A 24,571-nucleotide genomic window follows, 5' to 3' on the forward strand; every position below is an offset into this window, starting at 1 on the left:
TTTTATCTCAACCGTTTACGAAGTGAGATCCGCGAAGCGTTAATAAGCAGCACTGCGTAAAGCAAAAGAATGCCGCACTGGCGGAAAAACAATGGCCAGTCATTCCCCCCCAGGAAAAGCGTTTTTATCAGAGACATGAAATGTGTGGCAGGCAGGATCTGACTGACTACCTGGATTGCCAGCGGCAAATTGCGAAGATCAAAGACAAATCCTGACAGCATCATGGCTGGCATAAAGCTCGCAATCAGTGCCACCTGACTTGCCATGAACTGACTCGGCGCAAACCCAGAAATTGCCAGTCCCATACCCAGTGCCACCAGCAGGTAGAGCAAAGAGGCGATGATGATAGCGAACAGAGAGCCACGGATGGGGACGTCGAAAAGATAATGCGCGGCCAGAAGGCACATCATCAGGTCAACCGTGCCTATCACCATATACGGGGCAAGTTTGGCGAGTACAAGTTCCAGGGGGCGAACCGGGGTGACAAACAACGCTTCAAGCGTTCCCCGTTCTCGTTCCCTGGCTATCAGTAACCCGGTAAGAAAGGCACCAATGAGCGTCAGAATCAGGACAATGATCCCAGGAACGATGAACCAGGTGCTGTTGCTGGCTTCGTTAAACCACATACGCTGCTCGATGGAAACAGAACCCACCACCGAGGGGGTATTTTGCCTGTCTGATTCAACGGCAGACTGCACGGCCAGTGCCCCGGTAATGTAACTCTGAGCGGCAGAGGCGACGCTGGTCACCGCCCCATTCAGGATTACCTGCAACTGTCCTGTGCCGACGCTACTACTCTGCGCATAATCTGAAGGAATACGGACAATGGCATCCGTTTTCCCCTGTTGCAGCGCCCTCTGTGCCGTAACGAAGTTTGGATACTCCTGCACTGACAGATAGCGACTTCCCTGCAATGCGCTAATCACCTGATGGCTTTGCGGAGTATGTTGTTCCTGAACGACAGCAACACGGGCATTGGCAAGGTCGAAAGAAATACCGTAACCAAATAAAAGAATTAGCACCACGGGTAACAGGAAACCCACGGCCAGATTGCTTTTATCACGAACCAACTGGCGTGTTTCTTTCCGTGTCAGCGAGATAAGACGATGAAAGAATGTGGAGTCATGCATGTGATGACCCTCTCTCTATGGCGTTGGCTCGTGCATTCTCGACAATCGCAATAAATGCCGTATTCATATCGACATCGTGATGCAACCCGGCAAACTGTCGTACTTCTCCTGGGGTACCCAGTGCCAGCATTTTTCCTGCATCCTGAATCGCTATGCGGTCGCAATACTCGGCTTCTTCCATAAAGTGAGTGGTGACAATGATGGTGATCCCCTTATCGGCCAGCTCTCCGATGGTGTACCAGAAAAGGCGTCTGGCCAGCGGATCGATACCACTGGTTGGTTCATCAAGAAAGACGATTTCGGGTTGATGCAGTAATGCGACAGCCATGGACAAACGTTGTTTAAACCCACCCGGCAATTCACCACTGATAGCATCAGGATTGAGTTTGAACTGTTTAAGAGAGGCTTCAATTTGTCGAGCTAACACGTCCCCGGACAAGCCATAAGCACCGCCAAAGAATGTCAGGTTTTCCCTGACGCTGAGATTGCCGTACAGAGCAAACTTTTGCGACACATAGCCAATGCGGGCACGCGCTTTTGCTCTTGCGGTTCGCAGATTCATTCCGGCGACTTCCAGCTGACCACTGGTCGCAGGCAGCAGTCCACACAGCATCCGAAAGGTGGTGGTCTTTCCAGCGCCGTTCGGTCCGAGAAGACCGAAAATCTCCCCACGTTTTACCCCAAAAGAGGTGCTGGCAACCGCAGTAAAATCACCAAACTTACGGACCAGATCCTTTACAAGGATGACCGGGTTATCGTTGTTATCTGCGGAATCACGGGATGACACCATTTCTGGCTTCACCGGGGCAGAGAATGTTGAGGGGTGTTCCTTCAATTGTGCACGATGCAGCAACAGCATGAAGCCGTCTTCAAGTTCAGGTTCGCGTGTTGTAGCGTTTATCCCGGCAGGGGTCGATGTGTCTTCAGGGGACTGACAAATAAACCTTACGGCATCCCCTTTAGGGACGGCGTCAGCAATCTTTTCCCGTTGTTCAAGTAAATGTGCCTGCAATGTACGTGATTTGATTCCGGATGCCGGAATTGCCTGCCATGTGCTGCCATTGGCGACCTGTCGAAGCTCGTCTGGTGTGCCAGAGGCGAGAATTTTACCCTGATCCAAAATGTAAACCTGAGCACATCGCTCAGCTTCATCCATGTAAGCTGTGCTGATGATAACGCTCAGATTTTCTTCCTGGACAAGTTGCTCAATAATCTTCCATAAATCGCGACGGGAAAGCGGATCAACGCCGACACTGGGTTCATCCAACAACAATAAATCCGGGGAGCGCACCAGGGTACAGGCCAGACCCAGTTTCTGTTTCATACCGCCAGACAGCTTTCCTGCCGGGCGAGCGGTGAAACGTTCAAGGTCAGTGATAGCCAGCAAACGGGCAAAACGTGACTGCCTTTCCCCGGCTGGGACACCATGCAGGTCAGCATACAGGTCAAGATTCTCCTGCACGCTCAGATCCTCATAAAGACCAAATCGTTGCGGCATATAACTGATGCGGCTTTGCACAGATTGCGGGTCAGCGACCACATCGGTCCCCAGAACTGTCAGGGTACCCGATGTGGGGGTATACAGTCCGGCGATCAGTCGTTGAAAGGTGGTTTTGCCAGCACCATCCGGCCCGACGAGCGCCGTCACTTCACCGGCACGAATCCTCAGCGTGAGTCCATCCAGCGCTCGCAGGCCTGGCATATTTTTCCCAGGGGCAGGAAACTCGCGCACTAAATCTTGAGTCACCACCACGTCCTGACGATCAGTGAGTGGCATCATGTTGTTTCTCTGGTTGAGTGTTGATAGTGACCGTTGCAGGCTGTCCCATACGCAATACATCATTCGGGTCTTCAGCAACAATTCGCACTTCGTATACCAGATTGGTTCGTAGCTCCTCGGTTTGAACCGATTTTGGGGTGAATTCGGCGACAGAAGAGATAAAGCCGACTTTGCCCTGCACGGGGTTATCAGGAAAGGAGTCTGTCCTGATCTGGGCGGTCATGCCTGACCTCACTCGGCCAAGATCATTTTGGCTCAACCATACCCGAACCCATTTAGGTTCACTCAGTGCCAGAGTGAAGACCGCTTTCTGAGGTCCGGTCATGTCACCCGGCTCCTGAAGACGGGCGCGTACCACAGCATCGACAGGAGAACGTAACTCGGCCTGTGAAATGTGATACTGCATCAGTGCCAGCTGGGCCTGTGTGGCGCGGACCTGAGCGACCGATGCCTCACGCTGTTCTTTTCGAACCCCTTTTTCCATTAACGTGAGGTTAGCCTGCCGCTCTTTCACACTCGCCTGTGCAATGAGCAGGGAACTTCTGGCCATATCCAGTTCCTGCTTGCTGATACCTTTACCACCCGTGGTGGCTGAAATCCGCTGGATCCGGGTGATATCCTCAGTGGCTTTTTGCAGTTGTGCCTGAGCGGATGCCAGTTGCGCTTTCGCCTGTGCGATTTCTTCCGGACGCGCGCCCGCCTGCTGTTCACGAACGGTCTGCTTTTGAACATCCAACTGCGCCACAGCCTGTTGTTCCTGAATTTCCAGCGCTTTGGTATCCAGCGTAGCCAGAATCTGCCCGGCTTTGACGTGGTCGCCTTCATCAACGGTAACCGTACTGATCCGGCCATTATTCTCAAATGCCAGTGAAACCTGACGGATGTCGACATTGCCATACAGCGTCAGTTGACCCGAACTCTGGTTGTTTCTGCCAAACAACCAGAAAGCGCCTGCGACAACGATGAGAACCGCCACGATCCCTCCAGCGATGATTTTTTTGTTCATAGGCATTGCGTCCTGACGCTCTCTGATGCTTAGTTTAAATTTAATTTAAACTTTAACTGTGTGATAATAAACCCCTTATGGTCATAAATAACTTATCCGGGCATTTTGAATAATGGGCAGAGCACGACGCAGCGATGGAGATATCACCCGCGAGAGCATTCTGGAGGCAGCAGGGGAATTGATTGCGGAGAAGGGGTTTGCTCAGACCACTAACAAAGAGGTCGCCAAAAAAGCCAATGTTGACCTGGCAGCGATCAACTATCACTTTGGCGGTAGAGATGGGCTATATCTGGCTGTGCTGACACTGGCTCATCATCATTACCTGGATGGTGATCAGCTTGCTCAGTTAGCGGCATCAGACCTTCCCGCTGAAGATAAACTGGGTGTGTTTCTGGAAACGTTTCTGGCGAAACTCAGCAATCCGGATGACTGGCACGGACGCGTATTTGCACGAGAACTGTTGTCTCCTTCGGTACAACTCGGTGATTTTATCAACTCAGAAGGTGCAGGAAAAATTCAGTCAGTCAGGCGGATTGTTGCGGAAGCCGCCGGTCTTGCAGAGGATGATCCCCGCCTGCTTCCCTGCATGCTCAGTGTCGTGGCACCCTGTATGATGCTGATGGTGGCCGGGAACCGGATACCTGGTCCGGTGCAGGAAATTGTTGCGATGCAGACGCAAGCGCTGACTGCGCATTTCAAACTTTTTTCTCTGGCTGGGTTAAAGGCGATACGTGGCGAGAACAGCAGTGAATCGCCGCAAAAAAGTTAACCGTCAGCTTAACCAGCGTTTCAGACACAGGCCTGTGCGACCGCGTAACTGTCTTCAAACAGCCGAAAACGCGTAATCAGGCCATCAGTCACCGTAAAATCAAGCACGAACTCGCTCTCGATCAGTTTTCCGGTTTTGTTCACCCGGGAGGCCAGCCTGCCGGGGATCATGACTCTGCCACCCAGCACCAACATCTCGCCGACTTCAAATTGTTCCGAGCTAATCTGCTCGCGGATCTGCCGATAAAACTCGACGGCACCGGCTTTGCCGTGCTTGCGGCCAATCCACGGTACAACCGCCACATCTCCCGCCACGAACCAGTCAACCTCCTCGCTGACCAGCTCAGCAATGGTGGAAGCATCTGGCGATGTTGCCGCACGTTGCAAAAATTCCTCAATAACCTCAACCGGTTGTCGTTCAGACATCATGCGCCTTCTATTCTGTAGTCAAAAATATATAATTGGTTCTAACCCGGCTGGATGATGCAGTCAATAATTTTGTAGTGATATTTACAGAAATGGTGTGCTATGACTTCTCGCGGAAGACCCCGCAGTTTTGACAGGCAAGCGGCTTTGCAGGCGATGATGGAAGTCTTTTGGATTCGCGGCTATGAAGGCGCGCAACTCTCTGATTTAACTGCCGCAGCAGGCATTAACCCGCCCAGTTTTTATGCAGCCTTTGAGTCCAAAGAAGCCGCATTTTGTGAGGCGGTGGATCATTACCTGGTGACCATCGGAGAAAGGTCACGACAGGCGCTGGAAACACCGCCAACGCTGTGGCAGGCGCTGCGTAATATGTTCCTGACCAGTATTGAGGCTGCGCTCGCCCATCAACCGGGCGGATGTATGCTGATCCTCGGGGTAGTGAATTGCCTGCCGGGTAATGAACAGGCAAGGCTGTACCTTAAGCAGGCACGGCACAAGATTGTTGAGGCGATTACCGCCCGTATTGAACGTGGACGTCATGACGGCGACATTCCCGCAGAAACCGATATTGGGCAAATGGCGGCGTTTTTTTATGGCATAACCCAGGCGATTTCCTTGCAGGCGCGTGATGGATCATCCAGAGAAGAGCTTATCGCCATGATTGATTTTGCCCTGCGTTCGCTGGATACGGTGGTGGTTACAGGTTAAAGCGGTCAGATAAAGAAGAGAGAATGCTCTGCGCAGCCATCAGAACAATGGAATATTTCCTGTCGAAATTTTACCGCAAGAGTAAATAGAAAAAATGTTAATGTCTGATGGCGATTTTAGTCATCTGTGAAGGTTAAATATGGAGAACATGTCTGTGTATGGCGTGTTTTCAACTGTCGAAATTAATGTGTGTTTTATGTGATTTATATCACTCCATTGGTCTTTCTGGCCTTTAATTATTATCTCCTTATTAATGTAATTCGCTTAACTTATTGATTTGTAGTTTTTATTTTCGCGCATGAAAGAAAATATAATGATATGCAACCATCTAAGTTTACGCCCGGAATCATATAGTAAATACATATAAACGTCCTGTTTAGATCTTGTTATTTACTGTGAGTGATTACTCCTGTTGCATTTTTTCAATGTTTTTAATAATTGCTAATCATTAATTGCAGATGTATTCTCCTTGCTCCTTTTTCGTAATATAAATAACTATATAACGCAATGATATGAACAAGAGATTAATCGCGATACTACTCGCCGGTTTGCCTGGGATGGTCGGTGCAGCAGTAACGAATGAACCTGTTGCGACAAAAGATAAAAGCACGTCGGCAAAAGAACCCACCCATGATGAGCAGATGGTGGTTAACGCAGTGCCCTCGGGGGACATTTATTCAGACAGTCAGGGTGGGGCAGGGTTTACCACGCCGGATGTCAACCTGGGTCCCATTGGCAATAAGTCATGGACTGAAACGCCGTACTCAACCACGACCGTTACTCACCAGATGATTGATAATCAGCAGGCGAAAAGCGTCAGCGAATTATTGAAATATTCACCCAGTACGCAGATGCAGGCCCGCGGTGGCATGGACGTTGGACGGCCACAAAGCCGGGGGATGCAGGGTAGCGTGGTGGCAAACAGCCGTCTTGATGGTCTCAATATCGTTTCAACCACCGCATTTCCGGTAGAGATGTTAGAACGACTTGATGTACTGAACAGTTTGACGGGGGCACTTTATGGTCCCGCCAGCCCGGCGGGTCAGTTTAATTTTGTTGCCAAACGTCCCACTGAACAACCGCTGCATCGGGTCACTTTGGGTTATCAAAGCCGCAATGCTTACAGTGGTCACGTCGACCTGGGGGGGCATTTTGGCGATGACGATAAGTTTGGCTACCGGGTGAATCTTCTTAATGAAGAGGGTGAGGGTAACGTGAAGGACAGCACGTTACGCCGCAAACTGGTTGCAGTCGCGTTTGACTGGAATATCCGACCGGGGACGCAGTTGCAACTTGATGCCAGCCATTATGAATTTATACAAAAAGGTTATGTTGGTGGCTTCAGCTATGGTGAGAGCATAAATCTGCCGAAAGCACCTAATCCGAATAATAAAAACTATACGTTGCCGACGTCAGGTAATGACCTGACCACTGACACCATCAGCACCCACCTGATTCATTACCTGAACAGTAACTGGTCAGTGAATGCCGGGGTTGGCTTCCAGCAGGCTGACCGGGCAATGCGCACCGTATCTAACACGATTACCGATAATTCGGGAACACTCAGTCGCTCCCTTTCTGATTCTGCGGCAGCGGGGCGATTCAGAGTATTAAGTAATACGCTGACGCTGAACGGACACGTCGATACGGGCAGTATCGGTCACGACCTGGCCTTCTCCACGGGAGGATATGTATGGTCTATCTGGACCGCTAAAGGCAGTACCCAACGTTATAGTCTGGGAACGACTAACTATTATGATCCTTCGGCTATGCAGGAACCGGGTGATGGCAAAATTATCACTGATGGTGCGCGTTATAAATCGAGTGTGACCACGCAACAAAATATCACCGTTGGCGATACCGTCACCTTCAATCCACAGTGGTCAGCGATGTTCTATCTCAGCCAGAGTTGGCTGGAGACCAGCAACTACAGTAATGCGGGCCAGAAAACCGGGGTGGTTAGCCAGGATGGCTTAAGCCCGAATGTCGCGTTGATGTATTCGATCACCCCAGCCTTGATGGCATATATCAGCTATGCCGACTCGCTTGAACAGGGTGGCACGGCGGCAACAGGTGAAGGCATTAAAAATGAGGGGCAGACACTCGACCCTTACCGCAGCGAGCAATATGAAATTGGGCTGAAAGCGCAGGTTCAGGGGTTGAATCTGGGTGCCGCGCTGTTTCGCCTGAAACGTCCTTTTGCTTACGTTGACCCTTCTGACATGGTTTACAAAGAGCAGGGTGATCAACTCAATAAAGGACTCGAACTCACCGCCAGCGGAAATGTGTTTGACGGGCTGAATATCTATAGCGGCGTCACTTTCCTTGATCCGAAATTGAAAAACACCGTTTCGGAAGACACCAGTAATAAACGGGTGGTCGGCGTACCGAAAGTTCAGGGGAATGTGCTGGTGGAATACAACCTGCCTTCCATGCCAGAACTGGTGTACAGCGCCAATGTGCATTATACCGGCAAGCGTGCAGGTAATGACCTGAATACCACATGGGCAGACAGTTATACCACCCTGGATCTCGGTACCCGCTACACCACGATGGTTGGAAATATCCCCACCACACTGCGTGTTGCGGTAAATAACGTGACGAATGAACACTACTGGGCGTCTATTTTCCCGGGTGATACCGACGGGAGTGGCAGCTCGGCAAGTGCCTTTGTCGGCAACGGCCGTGAAGTTCGCGCTTCAGTCACTTTCGATTTCTAATATCTGGAGCGGTGTCTCCCGCCAGGAGGCACCGGGATTTTATGGAAAACTTTATTCGTCGATTAACGACGGTTTTATTCGCCGCCCTGTTAGCCTGGCCGTTGTATGGTAATGCTGCAAATGAGACGCACAGCGATATTCGTGTCGCGTCTCCCTGGCCTGCACAAAATACCATTATTGCCATGCTGGGTTATGGACCCAATATTGTTGGCACCTCAGAAATTGCCAAACGCATTCCTTTGTTTCGCCAGATCTATCCAGGCATCGAAAAAGTACCGGTCATTGGTGTGAACAGTGCGCATGAAATCAATCCTGAGCAGGTTATCGCACTCAATGCTCAGCTACTGATCATTCCCGCCAATATGCATTTGTCACAACCCGAACTGTTATCTCAGGCCGGTGTTAAGACGCTGGAGCTGAAAGCGAATTCTATGGATGCCTTGCGTGAGCGGGTATCACTGACGGCGCAGGCACTGGGGCCATCGGCACAGGTTATTAACGATCGTTATCAGCACTATTTTGACCGCAATATCGCGCTGATAAAGCAACGACTGAAAGGGCTGCCGGAAAGTGAGCAGGTAACACTTTATCACAGCATGGGAAGCCCACTAACGACCAGTGGTCGTCCTTCTCTCAACCAGGACTGGATGGATTTAGCTGGCGCGCGCAACGTGGCAGAACATTGGTTTGGCGTAAAACGGAACAACATGGGTGAAGTCCCGCTGGAGAAAGTCATCGCCAGTAATCCTGAAGCAATTGTTGCCATGAACAGACGCGATGCCGATGAAATCATGCATTCTCCCGCGTGGCAGGCTGTGTCTGCGGTAAAACAGCACCGGGTGTATGTCAATCCGCAGGGGATGTTCTGGTGGTGCAGGGAAACCAGTGAAGAGGCAATACAGATCTTATGGCTGGCGAAAACCCTTTACCCGACGCGATTTGCTGATATCGATATGGCTAAGGAAACGCATGATTTTTATAGCCAATTCTTTGGTGTAGACCTGTCATCGCAGCAGGTTGAAGACATCCTTAATCCTGAGTCGTGAAATGCGTTGTATCTGTCAGGGGCGGATTTTCAGTACGGCTGAGCTCGACCCTGTGATGAAGGTGTTGCCAGATCATAACCATCCTCTGATTTTTGATATCATAGAAGTTGATATCAAAAATCATAAATCATAATTTTCTTTATTTCTTAAGTGCTGCCACCATTGATTCATCGACACACTGACTGGATTAAGAAATGAAAAAAACACTACTGGCCGTCCTCCTGGGTTCTGCTTCACTTTTCAGCGTGGGAAGTCATGCCGCACAGCAACAGGTATCTCCGCAGATGCAGACTGAGGGATACGGCCCTGTCATTGTATGGCCCAAAAAGTTTACCCCGGGCACCACAGATAACTATGTTTCTAATGAAGTGGTCGTTAAGGGACTCACTATCAATGATGTCTGGCCTTTGCTCACTCATGCGTCTGAATGGCCGAACTACTACAAAAACGCAGCAAACATCATTTTTCATAAGAAAGGTGAAACAGAACTGCATATGGGAACCCGTTTTAAATTCACCACATTTGGTTTCCCGGTTGAGTCTGAGGTTACTGAGTTTCAGCCATCCGTTAATGGTGGGCCAGCACGCATCGCCTGGCATGGCTGGGTAGAAGGTGATGCCCAGCATCATCTCGATGTTCATCACGCCTGGTTACTGGAGAATCTTCCGGGGGGGCGCCTGCGCATCCTGACAGAAGAAAGCCAGATTGGTGTTCCTGCTCAACAACTGCACAACACATTACCTAATCCTATGCTCAACGCTCACCAACTTTGGCTGACAGGTCTGGTCCAGGCTGCGGAACAAGCCAAACAGTAATTATCTGGCCTGAGTGGCCGTCTGGAAAAAACAGGAACTGACAATGGCAAATATCACCGTTATCGGGTTGGGCGCGATGGGAAGCCGTATGGCGTCTAATCTGCTGAAAGCCGGGCATGTGTTGACTGTCTGGAACCGCACGCCGGCGGCTGTTAAGGAACTGGCTTCTGCCGGGGCTATCATCGGCAAAACGCCGCGTGAAGCAGTAGCCAGTGCTGATGTGGTTTTATCAATGGTGCGCGATGATGATGCCTCACATGAGGTCTGGCTTGATGCCGAGCACGGTGCGCTTGCCGGTATGCAACCGCATTCAATTGCTATAGAGAGCAGTACTCTCACGCCGGGCTGGATTAAGACGCTTGCCGCAGAAATGGCTGCGCACACCAGGCACTTCGTTGAAGCACCGGTATCAGGTTCACGGCCTCAGGCTGAAGCAGGAACCCTGGTCTGGTTTGCTGGCGGAGAACAGGATGTGATCAAAAAAATCCAGCCTGTGCTTCTCCAGATGGGGTCTGTGGTTTACCACACCGGTGCGCACGGTTCAGCGGCACTGACCAAACTGGCCACCAATGCCCTGATGGGCGTTCAGGTCACCGCAATTGCTGAGATCATTGGCATCCTTAATCAGGAGGGGGCTGATGTGGCCCGCGTACTGAATGCGGTTTCCGGCACGTCATGCTGGAGCCCGCTGGCTGGCGGTATTTCCGGGTTAATGATGAGCGAAAATTATACCCCGCAGTTCCCCTCAGAACTGATTGAAAAAGACTTCGGATACATTTTGCAGTCCACTGCATCTGGTCAGGATGCCCCGACACTGAATGGTGCGCGTGCGGTATTCCAGCGAGCTATCGACGCCGGACAGGGCGCGGACAATATGTCAGGTGTGGTAAGGCTGTTTCGCTGAAAGAGGAAGAGGCTTTGCGCAATAATTTCGCGGTCACTATCGCGGTAGGTCAGCCTACACTTCACGGCGGTAAAATCTGCGGGTGACTTCATCCGTAAATACTCATTTACTCATTTGAGTAAACTCAGTAGGTAGTTATCAGAACACATCAGGCGATGGCAAAAACCATCGCCTGATATTTACCCTATTTTCGTTGTCGTCTGCGTACGAAAAACAGAAGAATCGCCAGGACAATAACACCACCAGCGACCATACCGCCTTTCGCCACGGCTAATAGCGGCGAAGGTTTGCCGCCTGCTCTTAACTCTTTCACGCGCTCGGGTGTGGTCTGAACACGGGCATCGCCAAAATTATCGAACAGATAGTTAACCAACGTGGCAACCTGTTGGTCGTTCATATGCCGGGAGAAAGCTGGCATCGCTTGTCCGTGGTCGGGTACCAGACCATCCAGCACTGCCATGACAGCGTTATCCGCCACCGGGCGTCGAAGTGCCGCGTTGCCAGCCAGGGCAGGGAGTCCGTTACGTCCTTCTCCCGACAGCTGATGGCAACTGGCGCAGTGGCTGTTATACAGATTTGCGCCTTCGGACGCATTGCCCGATAACAGGTCCAGCTCATTCACCTGCTTTGCCGGGGTTATCTGCGTTTGCGTTGCCGTTGGATTGATTTGCTGTGCGGGTACATCGCGCAAATATGCGGTAATGGCTTTGATATCGCTGGGCGTCAGGTGACTGAAGCTTTTGTTGATGGCTTCCAGCATCGGGCCACCTGCCTGCGATCCTTCCCCTGAATTACCGGTAGTGAGATAAGCAGACAATGCCTGATCTGACCAACTGCCGATACCTGCATGGACATCCGAGGTAATGTTGGGTGCAAACCAGGTACCGAGAGATGCACCGGCCAGCGCCTTACCCGACTCTTCAGCCATCAGGGCGTTGCGTGGTGTATGGCAAGTGGAGCAGTGGGCTAACCCCTCAACCAGATACGCACCCCGATTCCATTCAGCCGATTTGCTGTTATCCGGCGTAAACGGTTTATCGTCTGCAAACAACAAATTCCATCCTGCCATCGACAGGCGAATATTGAAGGGGAAGGGCAGATCGGTTTGCGGCCCTTTGTCATCGACGGGTTGGACACCCTGCATGAAATACGCGTACAGCGCCTTCATATCCTCATCAGTAACTTTCGAGTACGAGGTGTAAGGCATGGCCGGATAGAGGTTTGCGCCATCTTTGCGTACCCCATGACGTACCGCTTTTTCAAAATCAGTCAGGCTGTAATCACCGATACCTGCTGTTTTCGACGGTGTGATGTTGGTGCTGTAGATACTACCGAGCGGCGTCTGGAGTGATAATCCACCGGCAAAGGGTTTGCCACCCGGCGCAGTATGACAGGCACCACAATCTCCTGCGGTGGCCAGATACTGCCCTTTGGCGATAAGTGCAGCGGATGCCGACTCATCAGCCTTAGCTGCTGCACTCAAGGAGAGTGCCAGCGCCACGCCTGTCAGACTTAAAGAAAGCGTCTTTTTCATTTACGGCTCTCCTTAAATTTTGCCAAGAATGGCGTCGGCAGTACGTAATCCGAGCGCGCAAGCGGTGAGGGTTGAGTTTGCGGTAGCAACGGTTGGCATGACACCCGTCGATACCATGTAGAGATTGTCGTATTCCCAGGCTTTGCCATGATGGTCAGTGACTGAGGTCTTTTCATCAAAACCCATCGCCAGCGTGCCGGTAATGTGTTGGTTATTGCTATACACGCCCGGCGTGGAGTAACGCACATTGGTGGCACCCAGCATTTTGGCAATATCGGCGTACACCGCTAAGGAGTGCTGCATCCCTTTTTCAACGTAACTGTCGAATGAATAGGAGAATGCCGGGGTGGGTAAACCCAACGCATCCTTTTTCGTGGTACTCAGCATGGTACGGTTGTTAGGATCGGGCAATTGTTCTAACACGTTCTTAAAACTCAGTTCATGGGAGGCGCGAAACCGGATAGCGTCATCCAGTGCCTGACCGGTAAGACCTTCTTTAATTGCACCCGCAGTGACGCCGGCGACCCGCGATGAGTTGGAAATATCAATACGAAACGCGGCGGATTCAGAACGGAAAGCACCATCACGCAACTGCTGGATAGAAGAGGGACTCATGGGGCCGCGTCCGGGCCAGAGGGGTTCATCAGCGAAAAAGGTGACGGAGTTTGATGGATGGTCCATCAAATTACGTCCCAGTTGGTCATAGTTATTGCACAGACCATGAGGGTTTTTCGCATCGGCAGACATGAACAATATTTTGGGTGTTTCAACCGCATTTGCCGCCAGCACGACGATCTCCGCTTCTACCCGGTGAGATTGTTTGTTCCAGTCGTAATAGTGAACGGCCGTGATCTTACCTTTCCCGTCCTGCTCCAGTTTGTAAACCACCGCCTGTGGCAGCAGTTTGACACCCGCTTTTTCAGCGGCATCCGCAGCAATGCCACCGTGATATTGCGCATCAATCGGACAGATTGGCATGCAGTTATTGTTACCACAGCATTGAGGACGACCATCATAAGGCAGTGAGTTACGCCCGGTGGTATTCGTCAGCACTTCATATTTCGGTGCCAGGCGGTCGGTAATTCGCTGCTCAAGCCACGATTTGGTGACGGGAGGCATCGGAAATGGCTGTTTTCTGGGTGAATATTTCGCCATTTCTGGCGGGCCTGATACTCCCCAGAGGAGTTCGGCCTCGTAATAATACGGTTCGAGATCGTCATAACTGATCGGCCAGTCGCGTCCAACGCCATACTGAGTTTTCAGGCGAAAATCAGCCGGCACCAATCGCCATGCCTGGGCTGCCCAGTGCCAGCTGGTCCCACCGACAACGCGCAGATATTCGGGTTTATAGTCCTTTGGACCCGTCTGGTCGAGATAACCGTTATCTTCAGGTTTGTAATCCGGAAACGGGGCGATTTTTGAATTTGGGTAGGGAGCGATGAAATCGTCCTTACGGGCAGAATGACGGAAATTGCTGACAATGGTGTCTCGTTCAATACGCGGGCCAGCCTCCAGCATCAGAACCTGGCGTCCCGCCAGCGCCAGCTTACGGGCGGTTAATGCGCCCACGACCCCGGAACCGATAACGACAATATCAGCAGTAATAGTTTCAGACATATTAGTTACTTAATCTCAATGGATAGATTGAACCCAGGGGTTAGAGCGGCTTTGCAGCCCAACTGCCATAAGCGCCGTAAGCGTAGGTCGGTGGTCTGAGCTTGTCGGCCACAACCTGATTCGCGAGCGCTTCGATATAAGCCACGCAAATGGCGTTGTCTCCTTTGCCGACGACCCCGAGATACCAACCAGTCAAAATGTCGGTAGGGAGGTGGGCTAAATCGGCTACTGAGGGATCGGCTGCCAGCTTGCTGCTCATTTCATTGGCGCTCACTGCGTGTTGGTCAATCCACTGCTGAAGTCTGGACGTTTTACTGCTGAAACTGCTGTCAATTCTGGAGAATGCGGCAAGAAGGACCCTGGTAAAGTTTTCCGGTAATTGTGATTTACCGGTTAGCAGGGTGGATAATTTTGCGAAACTACTGTCTTCGGGGGCGCTGGCATAGGAAGGGAATGCGGGAATAACCGTCAGTGCAGCCAGTGCACCCATTCCCTGCAACAAACGCCTGCGCGAAACACGACTTGATTGCTCAACCATAAATAAATGACCTGCCATGTGTGATTCTATTGTTATGACTGAATGCTGCCAGCCACAGGTGTGGTGACATAAATTCAATCTCTCAATAATTATAGGGATATAAAAACTTAACCTGTATCACAAAACTGACGGTAAAATTTCACAAATTACATTTAATGTGATCTTTTCTTAAGGAGGTGTAACATTTTGTGTGTTGGGCTGCTTATGTTGTCAGTACATCGTATTACGCTTCTTCACTTCCCTTCTGCCAGATTTATCAAGAGCGGTGAGCCTGCAAGCCAGTTGTGTCAGAATTACCTCTACGTTGCCAGTTCCTGATTCCGCAGTGTGTTTTTCACCGAGCGGGATACAACGGCGTTCGAACATTTCAGTATGAATTGAGTGGGGGTTTCATGAGTACAGGCAGTCTTTTCCTGCTACAGCCGCTTTCAGGCGACATCATTGAATTTAATCCTGAAACCGGGGAACGCGCTTCTGTTGTTTCCGGCTTACGATCCCATCCCGATGGCATTGCCATAGATGTTATAAATAAGCGGATTTATTGGACAAATATGGGGGAGCACAAAGAGCCTGATACGTTGGAATTTTTCCAGGCCGATGGCAGTGTTGAAACCGCGAACCTGGACGGTTCTGGCCGTAAGCGCCTGGTTGAAAATGGGGTGTTTGTTACGGGTAAGCAGCTTCTCCACGACAGCGACAATGGTCATCTTTACTGGTGCGATCGAGAAGGAATGCGCGTTCTTCGCTCAAATGATGATGGCTCAAATCTGACGGTACTGATTCAGACGGGGCTGTTTCCCAAAGATTCCAGAGACTATACGCGGCATTGTGTTGGGATCGCGATTGATCTGAAAAATGATTTTATCTACTGGACCCAGAAAGGACCGTCAAAAGGTGGGAAGGGGCGCATTATGCGGGCATCACTCGCTCTCCCTGAAGGAAAAACGGCATCAACACGGCAGGATATTAAGCCTGTAATGGAAAACTTACCGGAACCGATAGATCTGGAGTTCGATTTCCACAATAACCTGATGTACTGGACAGACAGGGGAGACAAGCTGCAAGGGGGAAACACGTTAAACTGTGCTTCGGTGCAAAACGGCGAATTTAACGATCATCGTATCCTTGCTACGGGTTTGGACGAAGGTATCGGATTAGCCATAGATCATCCTCGTGGAGTGATTTGGATTACTGACCTGGGCGGTAATTTATGGCAGTACAAACTGAACTCAGATGAGCCACTCCAGCGTATCGCCAGCTTCGAACCACTGACAGGTATCGCCCTCGGTTGAATGGCGTCTGTTCTGGCACGACTCCCGGCAGGAGCATTATAACGCCAATGGCGATTAACCTGTGCTTGCGGTCGTGCCGGAATAAAGTGGAGTTGACAGGCATGATTTGGATAAAGGCACGCTTAAATGTTTACGTAAAAAGAGCTTTGGCGGATACAGAAAATTCATTGATTCAAAGGGTACTGAACTGAGTTAGTATATAAAAATAAGGACATTTAGAACTGCCCTTATTTATATCCTCAGCCGTGTCTCCCTAATATTAGTGCTTTATTCGCATAAAAATTCGAGACAGAACCACGGCCTATGGTAAAAATGGATGCGCTTACAGTATGTTAAAGCAAACATTTATCGGGATGATAACCTGGCAGGATATAAAAATGAGAACCGCTTCCATTCTTTTAGCTTCAGCTTTGCTATGCATTTCAGCTACAAACAGCTTGTGATGACTCATATATTGTTCTGTTAAAAACTCCCAGCTTTGATAGCAATACGGATAATAAAAGTTAAAGGCATAAACTATGCAAAGCTGGCAACGTCACAGAATCTCGCGCGGTTAGACAGACAAAACTCTATTCAACCTTGATTATTTTCCGACAATGCTTGGTAACGTCCCAGTTAGGCTGTGGCAGTTGTGGGAATGTGCTCACAACATCTCTCGACTGAGTTTGATTGGGATGAAATAATTTTCCGATATTTCGCGTACGCGATAGTCAATAGCAAAGTAATAACGTTTCCCGGGTTGGGGAATAAACGGAATCCACTGTTCTTCGCTAACGTCCGAAAAAGGGAGTAGGGGGCTAATTGATTTTTGACCGTGTAGATCTGTTCAATCGCGATGAGTTTTCCCGGCGGAATTTATTTTTTTCTTTCTTGCAACGAGCCTATGGCCTACTGGCGGTACTGTGCATGACGCTAATGAACAAGAAGCGGCGCAGCGCCAGTGGTGGATTAGTATAGTCCCGGTTACTTGCAAAAGGATAAAAGTTCAACCGTTCCCTCTGATTGAGAAAAGACAAATTTTTTACATTGCCTTGTAGAGCCCGAGTAATCCAGCAGAGCAATTAACACCAGATAAAATTAAGGAATTCGTGCATTGTTTCATTTGTGAAACATATTCCTTTAAAGGTTTGCAAATTAAGTCACAATATTTTTGTTATTTAAGCATGGCCACATAAAGTATCTCTTTGTCGGTAAAATCTCTTAAATATCATCGCTTTGCGGTGGTATTGTATAATGATAATGATTTTCATAAGCAATTGCATGTCTGTTCATATCTGCTATCTTAGCCGCGAATAAGAAGGGATGGTCAATGGCACCATAACTCCAAATATTATCCTGCATGGAGAATAATTGTACTTTCGGGTCTTTGAGTATCGGCTTCTTATCTTCTACTTATCTAAATAAATTCCTGATAATTAGTGCGGTTTATAACTTCTAATATGGACATGGTATGAATCAGACAAAAGCGTGTGGCATTGTTTTGCGTTCTCTTGCGGTTATGATCTCGGCAGTTTTGTGCCATCAGGCGTTTGCTGACTTGCCTCAGCCAGCTAATGATCCTCATGCTCAGGTTCATGATGGGGGTAAAGGCGGGCAACATAAATGGGCTCAACCGCCTCAGCCTTTTAAAGTCTTACCTGATAATAAAGTGGTTTTTAGCATTCGTGCGCCGGAAGCTTCTAAAGTAGAAGTGCAGGGTGGCTGGCCTGGTGGAGCGAAAGGGGATAGTCGGGTTGCTATGACTAAAGGCGCTGATGGCGTGTGGACCACCACTGTGGGGCCTCTGGCTTCCGATATCTGGAATTACCAGTTTATCGTTGATGGTGTTAAAGCGATGCCTGAGTTTGGCCGTAAGTCTCCTCAAACCGGGCTGGCAAACAATGAATTTGCTATTCCTGGTGCAAAAGCTGACGACTTCGTGGCAAATTCCGCTTCTAAAGGCAGTGTTACTTACACGTCTGTGCCGTATATGGACAGTCAGAAGCGTTTTACCATCTATACCCCACCAGGCTATTTCAATTCATCAGAGCGCTACCCGGTTTTATATCTCACGTTAGGCGGCGCACATGATGGTTCTCGGGCGAATGAAGACTCTTTCATCTTCAACTTGCTTGATAACATGATTGCAGATAAACGTATCCAACCGATGATTGTGGTTGTTCTCGACCCGGATGCGCCAGGAGGAAGTTCGCTGGGGAACTCCAGTTTCCATGGTGGAGGAAACCAGACATCTGAAAAATATGTAGAAGCATCTCAGGCGATTGTAGATAACATCGTCCCCTTCGTGGATAAATCATTCCGTACATTGGCGGACCGAGAGCATCGTGCGATCGGCGGTTTCTCCTCTCCTGGTGCACAAGGCTTTATGGCTGGAGCACGTAATCCGAATGTATTTGCCTCGATTGGTACTTTCAGCGGCGGCTTCCCGACCTGGCCGGGTGTAGGTGTGCAGATTGAAAGCAAGCTGCATTATGACCATTACACTGGGCCTGATCTGAACCGCGTACCTGACATGAAAAAGTTAGGAGCATATATTCCTAAACTGAATTCAGACGCAAATATGAAGTTGGTCTTTATGAGTGTTGGAAGCGATGAACCTCTGATCCAAACTTTCGAACTGATGAAAACGTTTCTGAGTGAACGTGGAATTAAATATCAGGCCATCGTTGAACCGGGTGAGATTCATGATGGGCGTAATATCCGTGTTTCACTGCGTAACTTCCTTCCATTGTTGTTCAAGTAATTAGTTGTATTTCGTCATTCAAAATAGAAATCAATAAAATTTGAGCCTGCTTTGCAGGCTCTCATAAGAAATGACCGTATTGATACCATTCGCATTTAATTGCGTTATTTGGTTGCACGCCCGTGTTCTGAATATGTTCAATTAAACGACGAGAAAAAAGAAATGTCTATCAAGTATGCACAGGGATTGCCGCGGCTCTCTTCATTATCTCTTGCAGTAACATTGTCCATTTTGACGATGAATAATGTCCATGCCGATGATTTTTCATATGATTCAACTGCTAATAACCTTAATGGTAAAGACCAGAACACAATGGTCGTGACGGCATCTGGATTCGATGAGGATGTGACCAAAGCTGCCGCCTCTGTCACCGTCATTAGCAATAAAACCATACATTCCAAGCCATATTATACGGTGCTGGATGTACTAAGAGACGTCCCAGGGGTTTTTGTAACAGGAAGCGTCGGCTCTGAAGAAATAACCATGCGTGGCATGGCAAGCGATTACACCTTGATTCTGGTTGATGGAAAAAAGGTTGATATGCGAGAAACCGTCGATGAAACAACGACAACGGGATATCAATTTTTGCCGGGTATCGAAGCCATTGATCATATTGAGGTGATCCGTGGCCCTGCATCTTCCCTTTATGGTTCCGATGCAATAGGTGGTGTTATCAATATCATCACTAAAAAAGCGAACAGAAAAGAATGGCACGGTTCGATTACCGCAGGAACAACTATCCAGGAACACAGCCGTTCTGGTGACATTAATCAAACCAGTGCCCATTTAGCAGGTCCATTGATTGAAGATACGCTGAGTATGAAAGTCGATGGCACTTTTCAGCAGAGAAATGAAGATGACTATGATGGTGGGGCAGCAAAACGTAAACTTCTGAATGGAGGGGTAGGATTTACCTGGACGCCAAATCTCGACAATATTTTTGACTTTGATGTGACCCGGGCTTTACAGGAAACACTGGCCACACCGAAAACTTCTGGTGGTACGACTAACCATGCCTACACTCGAACAAACTATACGCTGAGCCATAAAGGGTATTATGGAATCCTGGAGACTAATTCTTATGCTCAAATTCAGGACTCAACCAATTCCAGCAGTAGCATCACTGGCAGAAACACCACGTTAAACACGCTTGAGAAACTTTATCTTGGGGACAATCATACGTTTTCATTTGGGGGTTCATTCCTGAACGAGACCATCCATGATGCCAACAATGTGCTTAAAGTTGAGAGTGGTGATCCAACTTCAAAACTGGACCGTAATAGCTGGGCGCTGACTGCTGAGGACCGATGGAATGTAGTTGACCCATTTGATGTGATCCCGTCACTTCGTCTGGATGAAAATGAAAAATACGGTTCACACGTTACACCAAAACTTTATGGCGTATGGACTATCGCCCCGCAATGGACGTTAAAGGGCGGTATATCTGGTGGTTATAAAAACCCCACTTTACGCCAGTCAGCGTCAAACTGGGCTGACTCTGCCGGTTCCGGTCAACGAGATGGGGTAAGTATTGGTAATCCTGATCTTAAGCCGGAAACCAGTACTAACTATGAGCTGGGAATTAACTGGGACAGCGGCAGAGTGAAAGTCGGCGTCACCGGATTCTACAGCAAGTTCAGAAATAAAATTGAACTTGAAACGCTATGTACTGGAGATGCCGGGACTTATACCTGCGATTATAATGGCGAAAAATATGACTTTGTCTCGTCTTACTATAATGTGAGTAAGGCAATGATGCGTGGGGTTGAATCCACATTTGCATGGGATATTCTGTCTAATCTGCATCTAAATACTTCTTACACCTATACTGAAACCAAGCAGGAGTCGGGAGAATTTGCAGGCCAGCCGCTTAATCAGCAACCTAAACATCTGGTAAGTGCACGTCTGGATTATGACTTCTCACAGAATATCAGTCCGTGGTTGCGTGTTTATTATCGTGGCAAAACGTCTGAGCACTATGCAGGGAATTCCAGGTCAACTGAAACAGCAGGATTCTATTCCTACACCGTTGTTGATTTAGGGGTTAATTTCCAACTTACACCGAAGGTTAAGTTAAATACCAGCGTTTCAAACCTGTTTGATAAATACATAGATAGTGATACCTATGGCGATAATCAGGATGGAAGACGTTACAACGTTAGCCTGACCTACAATTTCTGATTCTACAGCAGGGCGTATCAGGTATCTAATACGCCTGAATCAGAAAAGAGTCTCCCGGTTAATAACTAAGATGAAAATTAAGGACTTAATGATGGTGAAGTTGAAAAAAGGGCACTATACCTTAAAAACACTATTTGCCGTATTATTGGCGAGTATGGCAACTCCGGGTTTTGCAGACATCCAGGTGTTAAGAAAACCGGTTGATGTAGGTGCATATGAAATGGTCTACAACAATGATCATCAATCCATTTTGGTTGCCACCACTCAGGACAGAAATGTTGAAGGGGGGCTGGTATATGAACTTGATGCCAAAACACTGAATGTGATTCACACGATCGAAACAGGTAAAAAGCCTTTTGGCGCAGCAATAAACAATAAAACGCACACCGCATATTTTGGTGGAAGTATAGATGGATGTCTTATCGCTGTTGATATTGATACAGGAAAGGTCAAAGGTATTGTTAGCCTGGTACCGCAGATGCAAAGAGCAGAAACGAAAGGTAAACCCACAGAGCCGCGTCGTCAGAATGCGCAAGCTCGTGGAACGAAACCTGCGGGTGAGATGAAGATTCACGACGATAACCGGCCACCTGCACCGCGAGAGCTGGCGGTGGATGAACAAACCAATACCGTTTATGTCAGTGGTGTTAACCGCAAAGATAGTGTGCTATGGGTGGTTGATGGTGGCAGTTTAGTGGTGAAACAGACACTGCACGGATTGGGTAAACTCAACACCGGATTGGCAATAGATAATGATAATCACCGCCTTTATACCAGTAACGGTGATGGAGAGTTCATCACAATCGACAGCCAGAACAATAGCATCCTTTCCAGAACGAAAATTGTCGCAGATGACCAGGAACATTTGCTGATGAATATTTCTCTCGATAAGAAAGGGCATCGCGCATTTGTGTCAGATAATAAAGCAGCCGAGATTTTGGTTGTGGACACGACCAATGGTAAAGTTATTCATCGGATCAATGTACCTGAGTCTATCGGTGTTCTTTTCAATTCACAGCGTAATGAGATCTTCGCAGCCCACCGTAACGATGGGACTGTCAGCATAATTGATGGCAGAAACTATGAGGTGCTGTCAACTTTACGGCTTCCAGCACACCCTAATAGTTTTGCATTATCAACATCAGGTGATGCACTCTATGTAAGTGTCAAGCAGGACTCTGCTCATGATAAACCTACTATTCTACCTGATGATGTTGTGCGTATTGCCCTGAACTAAGATGATGCGTGCCCGTATTCCGTGCGGGCATGCAATGATTTAGGGAGGGTCACACGCGCGTTAAGTCCGTGAGGGTTACGGTTCATCAATTCGAATACACCGCCATGCAATTGAACAATTTCATTGACGATTGAAAGACCTAATCCGGCATTTCCTTTTCGCTCATTTCTTGCCGAATTGAGATGAAAGAATGGTTCTTTGACTTTTTCTAGCATGTCGGGAGGGATGCCTGGGCCGTTATCCATGATCTCAATAATGATTTGATCACCGGCCTGCCTGGTATGAATCGTTATTTGGTCTGCATGTGCTGCTGCATTTTCAATAAGATTGACGATAGCTCGTTGTATCGCTTCTGGTTTGCAAAATAATTCCAGGGTTGATGTACCAATGTATTGTATGCATGTTCCGCCATCTTCATATTCATCGCAAAGGGTTGTCAGTAATGCATCCAGATCCAGCCATTCTGGTTTTTCTCCATCCGAACCCGTGCGAATGAAAGAAAGAGCCGCCCCGATCAGTTTGGTCATCAGATCTATGTCCTTGATGAGTTTTTCTTTTGCAATTTCCGGTGGCCAGGTATCGATACCAAGTCGCATTCGGGTGAGGGGAGTACGCAGATCATGACTGATAGCTGCCAGCATATGGCTACGGCTTTGCATGTAACTTGAGATGCGCTCCTGCATGAGATTGAAAGTGTGGGCGACTCTGCGAATTTCGAGAGGGCCTTCCTCTTTCACCGGTATAACCGTCATATCGCGACTGAATGCGTCTGCTTTTATTGAGAGTTCGCGCAGTGGGCTAATAATTCGGCCAATTGCCCAAATTGACATAACCGCAATTCCCGTCAGAAGAAACAATATTGCGCAGAAGGTTGGAAAGGTAAATCGCGTAGGTTCTCTGCCAATGTTATCCACCATCACTTCAAGATAACCATTACCCATATTTATGATGACCTGTATATCCTGGCGGGGGTTCTGAGAGTTACAGGAAAAAACGTCAATATGGTTTCCTCCTTTTAATTCACTGGCTAGTGATCTTGCCAGATCCCAGGTATTGAATGTCTGAGTTGTGCAACTTACAGGTTGTTGTGTGACCCAACGAATTTTCATCCCATCGGCTCGTTGTGCTGCCTGCAATATTGCATTCTGCTGTGCAGGCTCAACTTCACGCAATATATTAACAATACTACTAATACGATATGTTGTTTGCCATGGCCAGGGAGGGCCGGGTGGCCCTTTCGGGATGAATAGCAGTGTGCATAAAACCATAAAGGTAATGACAGTCGAGCATGAAATAATAATCAGAATATGGCCTAACGTAGTGGAAAAGAATTTTTTCATCACAGCGTATTAACTTCTGGTCTGAACATATAGCCACCATTTCTGAATGTCTGGATTAACTCATCTTTTACCTGGTCATCAGCAAGTTTTTTTCTTAAACGGCTAATCAGAATGTCGATGGTACGTGTTGATGGTGAACAGTCATCCGCCCGAGTTAACTCCAGCAGATTTTCGCGAGAAAGCAATTTGTTGACGTTCTGGCACAACACGACCAATAAGTTTGTTTCGTTCGCGGTCAAGGATTTGCGTAGTCCCCCAGGACCGCGAAGATAGCGTCTCAAGGGGTAAAAGGTGTATGCAGAAAACTGAAATGTCATTTCTGTTGTTAATTTTGGTTGAGAGACATCATGAGAAGTCGATCGGCGTAATACGGAACGAATCCTGGCGAGGAGAACGTGTAAATCAAAGGGTTTCGTAACATAGTCGTCTGCGCCAAGTTCCAGACCAAGAATATTGTCAGCAGGATCTTCCAGAGCCGTTAGCATGATGACAGCTGGACCTCCTTCGGTGCGGACTTTACGGAAGAATTCAAAGCCGTTCTCTCCAGGTAACATCAGGTCAAGTAGAATCAAGTCAGTGCTATTTTTCTTCATCCACTCATGCCCGGTTTCAGCTGAAGGACATGTTTCCACATGATAGCCCTGCGTTTTGAGAAACGAAGCAAGTGATTGGTTTATATCAATATCATCTTCGATTATTAGGATTTTTGTCTCGTTCATGTGTGTATTCAGCAATCTCAGGCATGAGCAATATTTTATCATTAATTGATAATAATAGTCATTATCA

Annotated in this window: 19 protein-coding genes; 10 read left to right on the forward strand and 9 right to left on the reverse strand. The window is 48.5% G+C overall.

Features of this window, described 5'->3' with window-relative positions; all coding sequences use genetic code 11:
• Nucleotides 1-2 precede the first annotated feature (2 nt).
• From AC6I8R_RS25305 to AC6I8R_RS25315, 3 genes are read right to left on the reverse strand one after another with little or no spacing between them, the layout of a single operon-like run.
• Nucleotides 3-1,130, reverse strand: coding sequence for an ABC transporter permease (locus tag AC6I8R_RS25305; protein WP_021183916.1), 1,128 nt, complete (start codon nucleotides 1,128-1,130; stop codon nucleotides 3-5).
• A complete protein-coding gene (locus AC6I8R_RS25310) occupies nucleotides 1,123-2,910 on the reverse strand; it encodes an ATP-binding cassette domain-containing protein (RefSeq protein WP_497833294.1) in 1,788 nt (595 codons plus the stop codon). The genes AC6I8R_RS25305 and AC6I8R_RS25310 overlap by 8 nt, the downstream gene beginning before the upstream one ends.
• Nucleotides 2,894-3,916 (reverse strand): HlyD family secretion protein, encoded by a 1,023-nt coding sequence (locus tag AC6I8R_RS25315; RefSeq protein ID WP_497833197.1) that lies wholly within the window; start codon nucleotides 3,914-3,916, stop codon nucleotides 2,894-2,896. The genes AC6I8R_RS25310 and AC6I8R_RS25315 overlap by 17 nt, the downstream gene beginning before the upstream one ends.
• 112 nt (nucleotides 3,917-4,028) lie before the next feature.
• On the opposite strand from AC6I8R_RS25315, the gene AC6I8R_RS25320 reads away from it, so the two are divergent.
• Nucleotides 4,029-4,685 (forward strand): TetR/AcrR family transcriptional regulator, encoded by a 657-nt coding sequence (locus tag AC6I8R_RS25320; protein ID WP_497833198.1) that lies wholly within the window; start codon nucleotides 4,029-4,031, stop codon nucleotides 4,683-4,685.
• Between the two features lie 20 nt (nucleotides 4,686-4,705).
• Here AC6I8R_RS25320 and AC6I8R_RS25325 read toward each other — a convergent pair whose 3' ends face one another.
• On the reverse strand, nucleotides 4,706-5,113 hold the full coding sequence (locus tag AC6I8R_RS25325) for a nuclear transport factor 2 family protein (protein ID WP_497833199.1): 408 nt from the start codon (nucleotides 5,111-5,113) through the stop codon (nucleotides 4,706-4,708).
• Between the two features lie 153 nt (nucleotides 5,114-5,266).
• Here AC6I8R_RS25325 and AC6I8R_RS25330 point away from each other — a divergent pair, with 153 nt between their 5' ends.
• The 5 genes from AC6I8R_RS25330 to AC6I8R_RS25350 all read left to right on the forward strand — a co-directional run bounded on the left by AC6I8R_RS25330 (nucleotide 5,267) and on the right by AC6I8R_RS25350 (nucleotide 11,303).
• A complete protein-coding gene (locus tag AC6I8R_RS25330) occupies nucleotides 5,267-5,818 on the forward strand; it encodes a TetR/AcrR family transcriptional regulator (RefSeq protein ID WP_497833200.1) in 552 nt (183 codons plus the stop codon).
• Nucleotides 5,819-6,330: 512 nt separating this feature from the next.
• Complete coding sequence (locus AC6I8R_RS25335; RefSeq protein ID WP_036626024.1) at nucleotides 6,331-8,538, forward strand: TonB-dependent receptor; 2,208 nt, start codon at nucleotides 6,331-6,333, stop codon at nucleotides 8,536-8,538.
• Nucleotides 8,539-8,579: 41 nt separating this feature from the next.
• Nucleotides 8,580-9,584: an ABC transporter substrate-binding protein gene (locus AC6I8R_RS25340; RefSeq protein WP_497833201.1), complete on the forward strand. Its 1,005-nt coding sequence runs from the start codon at nucleotides 8,580-8,582 to the stop codon at nucleotides 9,582-9,584.
• A 284-nt stretch (nucleotides 9,585-9,868) separates the two neighbouring features.
• Nucleotides 9,869-10,399, forward strand: a complete 531-nt coding sequence (locus AC6I8R_RS25345; RefSeq protein WP_497833295.1) for an SRPBCC family protein — start codon at nucleotides 9,869-9,871, stop codon at nucleotides 10,397-10,399.
• A gap of 43 nt (nucleotides 10,400-10,442) precedes the next feature.
• Nucleotides 10,443-11,303 carry an NAD(P)-dependent oxidoreductase gene (locus tag AC6I8R_RS25350; RefSeq protein WP_021183924.1) on the forward strand — a complete coding sequence of 287 codons (861 nt, stop codon included), beginning with the start codon at nucleotides 10,443-10,445 and terminating at the stop codon, nucleotides 11,301-11,303.
• Between the two features lie 184 nt (nucleotides 11,304-11,487).
• Here AC6I8R_RS25350 and AC6I8R_RS25355 read toward each other — a convergent pair whose 3' ends face one another.
• From AC6I8R_RS25355 to AC6I8R_RS25365, 3 genes are read right to left on the reverse strand one after another with little or no spacing between them, the layout of a single operon-like run.
• Nucleotides 11,488-12,837 carry a c-type cytochrome gene (locus AC6I8R_RS25355; RefSeq protein WP_497833202.1) on the reverse strand — a complete coding sequence of 450 codons (1,350 nt, stop codon included), beginning with the start codon at nucleotides 12,835-12,837 and terminating at the stop codon, nucleotides 11,488-11,490.
• Between the two features lie 12 nt (nucleotides 12,838-12,849).
• Nucleotides 12,850-14,454 carry a GMC family oxidoreductase gene (locus tag AC6I8R_RS25360; RefSeq protein WP_497833203.1) on the reverse strand — a complete coding sequence of 535 codons (1,605 nt, stop codon included), beginning with the start codon at nucleotides 14,452-14,454 and terminating at the stop codon, nucleotides 12,850-12,852.
• A gap of 40 nt (nucleotides 14,455-14,494) precedes the next feature.
• The gene (locus tag AC6I8R_RS25365) at nucleotides 14,495-15,010 is read right to left on the reverse strand and encodes a sugar dehydrogenase complex small subunit (protein ID WP_497831517.1); all 516 of its coding nucleotides are present in this window, start codon (nucleotides 15,008-15,010) and stop codon (nucleotides 14,495-14,497) included.
• 374 nt (nucleotides 15,011-15,384) lie between these two features.
• On the opposite strand from AC6I8R_RS25365, the gene AC6I8R_RS25370 reads away from it, so the two are divergent.
• The 4 genes from AC6I8R_RS25370 (at nucleotide 15,385) to AC6I8R_RS25385 (ending at nucleotide 22,445) form a co-directional block, all read left to right on the forward strand.
• The gene (locus AC6I8R_RS25370) at nucleotides 15,385-16,284 is read left to right on the forward strand and encodes a hypothetical protein (protein ID WP_497833204.1); all 900 of its coding nucleotides are present in this window, start codon (nucleotides 15,385-15,387) and stop codon (nucleotides 16,282-16,284) included.
• Nucleotides 16,285-17,734: 1,450 nt separating this feature from the next.
• On the forward strand, nucleotides 17,735-19,027 hold the full coding sequence (locus tag AC6I8R_RS25375; RefSeq protein WP_497833205.1) for an esterase: 1,293 nt from the start codon (nucleotides 17,735-17,737) through the stop codon (nucleotides 19,025-19,027).
• Nucleotides 19,028-19,189: 162 nt separating this feature from the next.
• Complete coding sequence (locus tag AC6I8R_RS25380; protein WP_497833206.1) at nucleotides 19,190-21,208, forward strand: TonB-dependent receptor domain-containing protein; 2,019 nt, start codon at nucleotides 19,190-19,192, stop codon at nucleotides 21,206-21,208.
• 70 nt (nucleotides 21,209-21,278) lie between these two features.
• Nucleotides 21,279-22,445 (forward strand): YncE family protein, encoded by a 1,167-nt coding sequence (locus tag AC6I8R_RS25385; RefSeq protein WP_497833207.1) that lies wholly within the window; start codon nucleotides 21,279-21,281, stop codon nucleotides 22,443-22,445.
• Here the strand turns inward: AC6I8R_RS25385 and AC6I8R_RS25390 are convergent.
• Nucleotides 22,442-23,785: an ATP-binding protein gene (locus AC6I8R_RS25390; RefSeq protein WP_497833296.1), complete on the reverse strand. Its 1,344-nt coding sequence runs from the start codon at nucleotides 23,783-23,785 to the stop codon at nucleotides 22,442-22,444. The genes AC6I8R_RS25385 and AC6I8R_RS25390 overlap by 4 nt on opposite strands.
• Complete coding sequence (locus tag AC6I8R_RS25395; protein WP_497833208.1) at nucleotides 23,785-24,504, reverse strand: response regulator transcription factor; 720 nt, start codon at nucleotides 24,502-24,504, stop codon at nucleotides 23,785-23,787. The genes AC6I8R_RS25390 and AC6I8R_RS25395 overlap by 1 nt, the downstream gene beginning before the upstream one ends.
• Nucleotides 24,505-24,571: the final 67 nt, after the last annotated feature.

The organism is Pantoea sp. X-Soil-OKNW-713 (assembly GCF_059730685.1).